Source organism: Flammeovirga sp. EKP202, from assembly GCF_014534745.1.
Classification (GTDB): domain Bacteria; phylum Bacteroidota; class Bacteroidia; order Cytophagales; family Flammeovirgaceae; genus Flammeovirga.
This window is the reverse complement of record NZ_JACVVP010000099.1, coordinates 1-10,098: the sequence shown is the minus strand read 5'-3', so window position 1 is coordinate 10,098 and position 10,098 is coordinate 1. Positions and strand designations below refer to the sequence as shown.

The 10,098-nt window shown below is 33.2% G+C and carries 8 protein-coding genes and 1 tRNA gene; 8 read left to right on the top strand and 1 reads right to left on the bottom strand.

The window, feature by feature from the left end:
* Nucleotides 1-3 precede the first annotated feature (3 nt).
* The 8 genes from IC221_RS28930 (at nt 4) to IC221_RS28895 (ending at nt 8,707) form a co-directional block, all read left to right on the top strand.
* Nucleotides 4-75, top strand: a tRNA-Glu gene (locus IC221_RS28930).
* A 90-nt stretch (nt 76-165) separates the two neighbouring features.
* The gene (locus IC221_RS28925) at nt 166-780 is read left to right on the top strand and encodes an outer membrane beta-barrel protein (protein WP_188172266.1); all 615 of its coding nucleotides are present in this window, start codon (nt 166-168) and stop codon (nt 778-780) included.
* A 144-nt stretch (nt 781-924) separates the two neighbouring features.
* Entirely contained in the window at nt 925-4,164 is a 3,240-nt protein-coding gene (locus IC221_RS28920) for a VIT domain-containing protein (protein ID WP_188172265.1), read from the top strand.
* Nucleotides 4,165-4,278: 114 nt separating this feature from the next.
* Entirely contained in the window at nt 4,279-4,674 is a 396-nt protein-coding gene (locus IC221_RS28915; RefSeq protein WP_188172264.1) for a hypothetical protein, read from the top strand.
* A 166-nt stretch (nt 4,675-4,840) separates the two neighbouring features.
* A complete protein-coding gene (locus IC221_RS28910; protein WP_188172263.1) occupies nt 4,841-6,604 on the top strand; it encodes a serine hydrolase in 1,764 nt (587 codons plus the stop codon).
* Complete coding sequence (locus IC221_RS28905; protein WP_188172262.1) at nt 6,567-7,610, top strand: sensor histidine kinase; 1,044 nt, start codon at nt 6,567-6,569, stop codon at nt 7,608-7,610. Before IC221_RS28910 ends, IC221_RS28905 begins: the two co-directional genes overlap by 38 nt.
* Before the next feature lie 2 nt (nt 7,611-7,612).
* Nucleotides 7,613-8,311, top strand: coding sequence for a LytTR family DNA-binding domain-containing protein (locus IC221_RS28900; RefSeq protein ID WP_188172261.1), 699 nt, complete (start codon nt 7,613-7,615; stop codon nt 8,309-8,311).
* Between the two features lie 6 nt (nt 8,312-8,317).
* Complete coding sequence (locus IC221_RS28895; protein ID WP_188172260.1) at nt 8,318-8,707, top strand: VOC family protein; 390 nt, start codon at nt 8,318-8,320, stop codon at nt 8,705-8,707.
* A 3-nt stretch (nt 8,708-8,710) separates the two neighbouring features.
* Here the strand turns inward: IC221_RS28895 and IC221_RS28890 are convergent, their stop codons facing one another.
* The gene (locus IC221_RS28890; RefSeq protein WP_188172259.1) at nt 8,711-9,697 is read right to left on the bottom strand and encodes an AraC family transcriptional regulator; all 987 of its coding nucleotides are present in this window, start codon (nt 9,695-9,697) and stop codon (nt 8,711-8,713) included.
* Nucleotides 9,698-10,098 lie beyond the last annotated feature (401 nt).

Here is a 10,098-nt window from a genome sequence, read left to right as displayed (position 1 = left end):
CCCGCTCCGTTCGTCTAGGGGTTAGGACGCCAGGTTTTCATCCTGGTAGCACGGGTTCGAATCCCGTACGGAGTACAGATCCTGTTTCTGAAAAGAAACAGGATTTTTTTTGCCCATTATTTTTATTGAGTTGTCTGAAAATTAGAAACAACTTAAAAAGCAACTATGTACAACAAGCTAACTTTAACCTTCGCAATATTATTTATTACAGTGATCAACTGCTTTTCTCAAGAAGAAGCCAAGCATAGTATTCTACTTTCTTACTCAGGACTAGGAAACAATGAATTACTCTCATTTGAGAATTATGATGGAGGTGGCTACAAAGGAGGAAAGAGCTACTTTGGTATTGGCATTAACTATCAATATCAATTAAGTAAAACTTTTGATTTTGAATCAGGTGTAGAATATTTCAGTCATAAGGCAGTTTCAAGCCCTCCTTTTTATCCTTTCCCAGGATTACCTTCATCACGAAGCCAAACAAAACATGGAATTAATACATTGGAGATTCCAATTGGTGTTCGATTAAAGTTTTTGAGATACTTTTTTATCAATACAGGAACAGTAGTCTCTTTTGACCTATCAGGGGACAATGAAATGGACAATCAAACAGGTGTAGGTGCTTATTTAGGAGTTGGAATAAAGTATCAACTCAATAACGGCATTTGTTTGTTATTCAACCCTTATTTAAAAATGAGAGCCCTTTTAGAAATGCCTGCAGACAGATTTCATCATAAATTAGTAGAAGATGGTTTCAAATTTGGTGTTGGGTATTTATTTTAATTTGTTGAACTAGAATATAATTTACATTAAATGTCATTAACATAGTATAACGAAGTAGTGATTGGAGCTTAACATACCACAACAAGAACTCTGACTTTAGCTCGTTATCTTGTAAGAAACGATGTTCAATCAAAATCTACTCTCATGAAAGTTCAGCTATTACTCCTCTTTTTATTGACTTCTTTCACGCTGAAAGGACAGATTATCACTATTGGCAATGCTGAAAGCAAAGGTGATTCAGTAGCCTTAAAGAAACTTTATATTGATGTTCTAGTAGTAGATAATATCGCTACCACCAAAATGGAAATGCACTTCTATAATTATGGTAGCAGGGTGCTGGAAGGAGAACTTAATTTTCCTTTGGAACAAGGTGCTACTGTCTCCGCTTTTTCATTGGATATTGGTGGAGAATGGAGAGAAGGAGTGGTGGTAAAGAAAGAAAAAGCCACTGAAGTTTTTGAGAACATTGTAAGGCAAAATGTGGACCCGGCAATAGTAGAGAAAACTGTAGGTAATAACTTCAAGACAAGAGTTTACCCTATTTTTCCCAAAGAATATAAAAAGTGTATTGTCGCTTTTGATCAAGAATTAAGGAAGAATGATAAAGGAGACATTCTCTATCACTTACCCATGTATTATAAGAACCTTCTGAAAGAATTTGAGGTACATGTGGAAATCATCAATAAATCAGATGTAGCGGTTGGTAGTGACAATGCATTGGATATTCAATTCCAAGATGTACATGAATCTACGATAGCGAATTACACAGCAAAAGATACTTTCGTTCAATCCAACTTATCCTTCACGTTACCTCAAAAAGGAGAAGCCAAAAAGACTAAATCCTCAAGAGGAAAGTTTTCAGCAGATCAGTTTTTTTATGTACAAAGTCAACCTGAAGCAGTGTTAGGAGAGAAGAAGAAACCTAGTAGTATTACTTTTCTTTGGGATGTTTCGGCACATTACAAAGGAAGAAATCTTGAGAAAGAGAAGGAATTGATTAAGGAATATTTCAAGTGGAATAAAAATGTAAGTGTTGAGGTAAAGACTTTTAATTATGAGGTGACATCTTTTAAAAAGTTTCAAATCAAAGATGGGAATACATCAAAACTGCTTCGATATATTGACGGCCTAGAATACGATGGGGGTTGTAAGTTGGATGCGTATTTAAGTAAAAATATCACATCAGAAGAAGTATGGTTGTTTTCTGATGGTATTTCTAATTTAGCTCAAGAAACACTCTTCATTTTCAAGCAACCTTTATATACTATTTCCTCTAGCAGTAGTGTGAATCAGGCTTATTTATCAGCCTTAGCTAATCAGAATTCAGGGGATTACCTTAATCTTTCTTCTCGGTCACAAAAAGCCCTTTTACAGAAAATTAAACAACCTGCAATTCGTTTTTTAGGCATTGAAGTAATAAAAGGAGAAGTGGCTGAAGTATATCCTAGTAAAGTAGCCTTGGTGAAGAAGAATTTTGCGATTGCAGGAAAATTGAATTCTGAGGAGGCGACATTAAAAATCAACTATGGAATTGGAGGAAAAATCATGAGTTCTGAGCAGGTAACAATTCAGTCTTCTGATAAAAAGTATGAGATGGTAGAAAAATTGTGGGCACAGAAACAGATTGATGAGTTGAGTGAACTGTCAAAACAGAATGAGGAAGTGATCACTAATTTGGCTTTAAAATATGGTATTGTTACTGATTTTACCTCTTTTATAGTATTGGATAACTTAGAAGATTATGTAACGCATGAGATCATTCCTCCTACTTCTATGTTAAAAGATTATTATGCGAAGCTGAAAGAAAAGAATGATAATAAAACCAAGGAAATCAATGATAGAAAGGATCGTATTTATGCCTCATTCCAAGCTGATATTACTTGGTGGGAAGAATCAAAAGACATGAGTGAAGTGATTCGGGAAGAAAAGTTGAACAAGCCGAAATCTATGGGGCAAAATAATCAGCAATCTCTTCCTGATAGAGAATATGTAACGGAAAAGAAGGTCGTTTATGGTATTGTTAGAGAAAGCGGTGTAAACGGGGTATTACCTGGTACAAATGTAGTTTTAAGAGGTACAGATCATGGTACGGTTACTGATTTTGATGGCAAATTCAGTATAGAAGTACCTCTTAATGGAATATTAGTTTTCAGTTCTATAGGTTATCAATCTCAAGAGCTAGATGTGACAAATATAGGTTCAAGAAGAATAAGGATTATTATGGAGGAGGATAATGATCAATTAGAGGAAGTAGTAGTGATAGGATATTCGCGTCAGACAACTGCACGTACTCAAGCAGTAGAGAGTGTTCCAAATGAGCAAGAAGTAATGATGGGAGTAGCTGTTGATTTTGATGAGGAAACAGTTACTGAAGAAATGGAAGAGTCGGATTCATGGGGTGGTTCAGCAGATGAAGCTGCCGATGTGAAAAGGAAACGCAAACCAAAAAAGACTGTAAAAACTACTTTGATTCCTTATGAGTCAGATGCAAGATACTTGGAAGCATTAAAGTCGACAGAAAAAACTAGAAGACCATCCAAGTATTATGAATTGAAAAAGAAATATAAAAATGCACCATCCTTCTACTATGATGTTGCTTCCTTCTTTTACAGCGAAGGGGATCAGAAAATGGCTTTTCAGGTGTTGAGTAATCTGGCGGAGATAGATCTAGAAAATCATGAAGTATTAAGAAATCTAGGAAGGAAACTACAAGAGTTTGAACGCTATGAGGAAGCGGAGTATATCTTCAAAAAACTGATTGACCTAAGACCTTTTGAACCTCAAAACTATAGAGACCTGGCCTTATTGTATGTGGATAAGGGAGAGTATCAAAAAGCGGTAGATCAATATTATAGTATTATCGAAAGTGAGTGGAGTAGTGATATCATCGCTCGTTTTGGAAATATTGAGTTGATCATATTGCATGAAATGAACAACCTAATCACCAAGTATCCAAAGCAGATTGATACCTCAAAAATTGATGCTCGCTTTATTCATGCGATGCCTTTGGATGTCAGAATTGTGATTGATTGGGATATGTTGGATACTGATATTGATTTATGGGTGATTGACCCTATCAACGAGAAATGCTTTTATTCTCATAAAGACACAAGAATTGGTGGAAAAATGTCCAATGATTTTACAAGAGGTTATGGACCTGAAGAATTTCGTTTGAAACACGCTATAGAAGGACAATACATCATTAAGGTCAATTACTATGGAAGTTCTAAGCAGTCGTTGTTTGGGCCTGTCACGCTCAGAACCTTCTTGTATACTTCTTACAGTAATTCTAAAGAAGAAAGACAGGAATTGAGTTTGCAATTGAAGCAAGCCGGAAAAAGTGTTTATGAGGTTGGAAGCCTGGATTATAAAATTGCGAATTAGGAATGTTAAAAAATAAGCTCACTTGAAACACTTATCATTTAAATTCGTTAACTTATTTATTGAACTAAAAAATTAAGTTGAGTCAATCAACATGTCAAATTAATTAAATCAATTATGAGCAGAAAAGACAATCCATTTGAGGATATTCTTAGAGATTTTGTTTTCCCACGTATGACGGATGAACTCCAAAAAGAGAAAGTGAAGTCAACGATCAAAAACGTTTTCGAAGCTGTACAAGGAGCAGTGGAAGAAGCACAAGAAGCTTCAAAAACAGTAGATGTGGAGGTCAATGAAATCAATACTGATGATCCTGAAACTCGAAATATCCGAGTGGACATCAAACAAAAGAAAAAGAAGAAGAAAAAAGTTGAGGAAGAGAAGCCTGAAGTAGAAGCTTCTGATGAAGTTGCTCAATTAAAAGCTCAAGTGAAGCAGTTAAAATCTCAGTTAAAAGACAAAGAAGACATTATTCAACTGTTGAAAGATCAGGTTGAAATGTTGAAAAAATAACTTTATTCAAAGTCGTCCAATATTAAGGCATACTCTTCGGGGTGTGCCTTTTTTTTGTCCTTTCTGCATTCATCAGTTGTATTCTGCACTTGTCAAAAAATGATATTAATTCATCACAAAAAAAGAGATCATTGTAGTGTAATCATTAATCACTCAAATAAAAAAGATGAAAAAGAATACAATGTTTTTAGTGTTGATGTTAATTGCTCAAGCTAGTTTTTCTCAAACTTTTAATACGGTCAAAAAAGAAACAAAAAGTGTCATTGATAGTATTTTTAATACTAAGATAGAAAAGAAGAAAGCGGTAGGGATGAGCATCGCTATTGTAGATAATGGAAAAATAGTTTACTCCAATGGTTATGGCTATTCGAATCGTGAAAAAGAAATAAAAGCCAGTGACCAAAGTATCTATAGAATTGGGTCAATTACAAAATCTTTTACAGCGCTATCTCTTCTAAAACTTCAAGAAGACCAAAAGTTATCCTTAGAAGACCCGATTCAAAAATATATCCCCGAACTAACAATTACTTCAGATTTCGACTCAGACAACAGCATTTACATCAAAGATATTTTGACACACTCTTCAGGCCTTCCTAATGATATTCTAAATGGAATGTTTTCAACAACACTTCCTAGTAATAAATGGATTATTGATGCTTTGAATAAACAAAAAATGGCCTCGCCGAGGAACTACTTCAATTCTTACTCAAATGCCGGGTATTCTTTATTAGGAGAATTAATTGACCGTGAGAGTGGGGTAACTTATGAAGAATATATCCACAAAGAAATTTTTAGACCATTAGGGATGAAGAATACCAATATCAATACATCAATTCCTGTGGGTTATGCTGATGATAAACAGGTGCAAGAGGTAGGAGTTATTTCTTGTATCGGTGGAATTAATTCAAGTGTGTTAGATATGAGTCAATTCATAATGATGATGATTGATGAGGGAAAGTTTGCTTCAGAAAAAATAGTAAGTGAGTCCACAGTCAATACAATGCAAGAAGAGAGGTCTTCTAAAATGACATTAATGGATGATTGGGCAGGAGATGCCTATGGATTGATGGTGCAGGAAGTAACTATTGACTCCAGAGATGAATCTAAAAAAGAAGTGAAAATGTATGGTCATAGGGGAGATACGCCCATATTTCATGCAGATTATAAATACATCCCAGAACTAAAAGTAGGAGTAGTGGTTTTATCAAATACTGATAAAGGATATGTAAATGCCAGAACATTATTATTTGATTATTTAAAACATGAAAAAGATCAAAAGCTAAAATTGTCAACAGCGAAGAGACATTTAAAGCAAAAAAGATTAGCAACAATACCTAAAGAAGAAGAAATTATAGGGAGTTATGGTTTTGGTCCTTACAAAGTAGATGTCGATTGTATTGAGAAATTTAAATTGAAAATAGGCAAATTTGATGTCGTTTTTGAAAAAAGAAATGATTCTTTAGAGTATACGATGAAAGTAAAAGCGTTCAATATGATCACATTACAAAAAACAAAAGACATTTATAAATTTGTTAAAGTTGAGGAGGAGATCTTATTAAAAAAAGTAAGCGGGTATTCTCAAAGAGAATTCTTTGTTGGAAAGAAAATTGACTATAAAGAAATTACCAATTCTTGGAAAAAAAGATTGGGGAAATATGAAGCCATTAATGCTTTCCCATGTGCTGATGCAAGCACCTTCAATTTTTCTTCTGCAACTTTAGAATTAAAAGAGCAGAAAGGTATACTAAAAGTAAAACTAACTCCTCTTTCTAAAGATGGTATGCCAGCACATGTATTAAATATAGTCGATGATTATTCTGCAATTGAGACTGGAATAGGAAGAAATACAGGAACTTATTTAATGGTACTGGAAAACGGTAATTTATACTACAATGGATTTGAATTTAAAAGCACTAAATCAGCTCTTTAATGCAAAAAGGGAGTTTTGGATCACGAATGTAATAGGTTGGTTAGTACTTTATGTAATCAACGTAATATTGCAAACAAAGTATTTCAAAGGTAATTTTGAAGCAATCTATTATACCATTATTATCGTAGGAACAGGCTTTTTATTGAGCCTGTTTCTCAGGGTTATTTACGCTAAAATTATACTTCAGAATGGTCCTATTTTATGGACGATATTAAAAGGGGTATTGGGATTAGTTACTATTTGTTTTGTCAAAACATTGATAGATCCTTTTTTATTTTTTGTATTTGGTTTAGATGATTTTGATGAAACTTTTGACTTTGTGCCTTATATGGTCAGTATGATGTTATTCCTCTCTATTTGGTCACTGATTTATTTTAACTATAAATATTTTGAGAATCAGAAAAAGATAGAGACGGATAAGTTGAAATTATCATTGGAATTAAAGCAATTAGAACTCTCCAATTTAAAAGATCAATTAAGTCCTCATTTTCTCTTTAATGCTATCAATAATATTCGCTCATTAATTTTATTAGATCCAGAAGGAGCAAGAGATTCCCTCGTTAATGTATCTGAGTTATTGAGGTATATTTTAAACTATCAGAATAAAACGATGGTAAGTATTGGAGAGGAATTAGAAGTAGTGAAAAGTTATATCCAACTCAATCAATTGCACTTTGGGAATAAAGTAGATTTTCTTTTAAATGTGGATGAAAGTTTAGAAAATGTAGATATTCCACCTCTTTCAATTCAGTTGTTACTTGAAAATGCCATTAAACATGGCGAAATAAAAAAAGGAAACAAGATTGAGGTTCATGTTTTTGAAGAGGATGGTAAAGCTGTGATTAAAGTGAAAAATGTAGGAGAGTTGATGGGAGATTTAAATAATGGAATTGGATTGAAAAACTTAGTGCAAAGACTAAAAGTAGAACTCTATGAAAATGCAAACTTCTCTATTTTTCAAACTCAAAATATTGTCACTTCTCAAATCACGATAAACACAAACTAAATATGAAAACTTTAATTGTAGAAGACTCTCATTTGGCAAGATTAGAACTTAAACATTTACTTAAAAAGCATAAAGAAATAGAAGTATTAGCTGAAGCGGATACAGGAGAAGAAGCGATTAAACTGATTAATGCGTTGAATCCGGATCTAATTTTTTTAGATATACACTTGCCGGATATGGATGGTTTTAAGGTCTTGAATACGATCAACCAGATTCCGAATATCATTTTTACAACAGCTTACGATCAATATGCTATTAAATCGTTTGATTATAATACGATAGATTATTTACTGAAACCCATTACACAAGAGCGTTTAAATACAGCAATTCAAAAAATTAGAATTGAAGAGGAAGACCATCAAGAGTTAAGTTTAGAAAATAGTATCTTTATCAAGGATTCAGACCAATGTTTTGTAACAAAACTGTCTGATGTATCATTATTTGAGACGGAGGGAAATTATACTAAAGTTTATTTTAATGATCAGTCTCCTTTGCTTCATAAATCATTGAACCAAATCGAAAGCCGTTTAGATAAGAAATTTTTCTTTAGAGTGAATAGACAGCAGTTGATCAACGTCAATCATATCAAAGATATTGATACTTGGTTCAAAGGGAAGCTTCAGCTTACACTAACTTGTGGAAGTGATGTAGAGGTAAGTGAAAGACAAAGTGTCGCTTTTAAAAGATTATTAAGTATATAAATAAAAATGCTCAAGCTAAATAAATTACACCATATCGCCATTATCTGCTCCGATTATCCTAAATCAAAAAAGTTTTATACGGAGATCATGGGTTTCGAAATCCTTCAGGAAGTGTACCGTGAGGAAAGAGACTCATGGAAATTAGATTTGTCTTTTAATGGTGAATATTTGATCGAACTATTCTCATTTCCCAATAACCCTCCAAGAGTGTCATGGCCAGAAGCAAGAGGTTTAAGACATATTGCTTTTGAAGTAGACAGCATAGAGGACAGTAAGGCTTTTCTTGAAGAAAATGATGTGCCTGTAGGAGAGATTATGGTTGATCCGCATACCGGCAAAAAGTTTTGTTTCTTTGATGATCCGGATGAATTGCCAATTGAGCTTTATGAAAAGTAAACTTTAATTGAAGTAATCAATATTCTTCCCTTTTAAAGCAGAAGGAGCATAGCCAAAATGATTTTTAAAGGTTTGGCTCAGATGTCCCACATGACTAAAGTTTAAGTCCATAGAGATCTCGGTCAAACTTTTATTGGTATAAATAATTTGTCGATGTGCTTCCTCTATTTTTTGCTGATTATAAAATTGAAGAATAGGTTTATCAAATACAGATTTAAAAACACGATTTAGCTTAGAAACACTCATACCATATTTTTCACTCAATTCTGTAAGGTTAGGAATTTCAGTAAAATCAGATAAATGATTATCCCTTAATTCTATCATCAACTTTAAATCTTCAGGATGAATATTACTCTTATGTTTTTCAGAGTCGTTTTCAATTTTCTCCCTTAATAGCTCTACAATTTCTATGGCCTTCGTAAAAAAGAAAGTATATCGCTTTTTCTTTTTCTCAGCGTTTTTAATGATTGCCCTTACTCTACTTTCTATTTCAGCATTAATAGAGTAGTAATTAATCCATGGACTATCATTTTCGATCAGTTCTTTGAGCTTAAAGTTTGGAGTACGGACAAATTGCTGGAAAAAGCTCATAGAAAAACGGATGGAAACCCATTCACTGTATTGTCCGTGTGGAAACTCAAAATCATGAATTTGATTAGAATTTAATATCAGTATCCCGGCATTATTAAATTTTTTGACGGTGCCATCCCTTTTATAAGTTGCCCCAAGTCCTAAACGAATTGTGATATAATGATCATCAGGAAGTACAGTGTGTTGAGAGATGATAGGTCGATCTGCATCAAGCTTAAATATGGCAACAATAAATTTTTCTAAAAACTCAAAAGAGTATCCCTTCACATCACACCAATCAGTTTTGATTGTCAATTCTTCTCCATCCCAAGTTCCTCCTAATTCATCCGCAAACTTTTGATAGTTTTCATGAGGATGTGCCCCTTTTGAGTCAATAGTGTATTTATCTTTTTCTAGCATAAGGTCATTTGTGGGTTTACAACTATGTAGTAATATATAAAACTAAGTTTAATTAGTAAATGCTTGTTTTATGTAAACCATTAGTCATACACACATAAAGACCAAGGTGTTGATCACTTTGGTCTTTTTATATGAAAAAAAGAATTTCTTGAGTTTAACGATTTCGTATAAACAGATGACAAAAAGGTGAAACTAATTAGAGATCTAACCATCTACCTTTGTAATGTAATCAAAAGGGAAATCAATCTATTAAACAACTCCTGATCGATTATTAAAATTAATTATTTATCAATAAAAATATTGCTATTATGTGTTCAAGAATTATATAGTTACCCCATCAAAATGGACTGCAATCAAAATTAATAATTAAGTAAATTGCAGTATTATGAAAAGTAAAAGAA

Coding starts and splice junctions, on each gene's coding strand:
- IC221_RS28910 (WP_188172263.1), top strand. CDS start 4,841: ATGAAAAAGAATACAATGTTTTTAGTGTTGATGTTAATTGCTCAAGCT.
- IC221_RS28915 (WP_188172264.1), top strand. CDS start 4,279: ATGAGCAGAAAAGACAATCCATTTGAGGATATTCTTAGAGATTTTGTT.
- IC221_RS28920 (WP_188172265.1), top strand. CDS start 925: ATGAAAGTTCAGCTATTACTCCTCTTTTTATTGACTTCTTTCACGCTG.
- IC221_RS28925 (WP_188172266.1), top strand. CDS start 166: ATGTACAACAAGCTAACTTTAACCTTCGCAATATTATTTATTACAGTG.
- IC221_RS28905 (WP_188172262.1), top strand. CDS start 6,567: ATGGATTTGAATTTAAAAGCACTAAATCAGCTCTTTAATGCAAAAAGG.
- IC221_RS28900 (WP_188172261.1), top strand. CDS start 7,613: ATGAAAACTTTAATTGTAGAAGACTCTCATTTGGCAAGATTAGAACTT.
- IC221_RS28890 (WP_188172259.1), bottom strand. CDS start 9,697: ATGCTAGAAAAAGATAAATACACTATTGACTCAAAAGGGGCACATCCT.
- IC221_RS28895 (WP_188172260.1), top strand. CDS start 8,318: ATGCTCAAGCTAAATAAATTACACCATATCGCCATTATCTGCTCCGAT.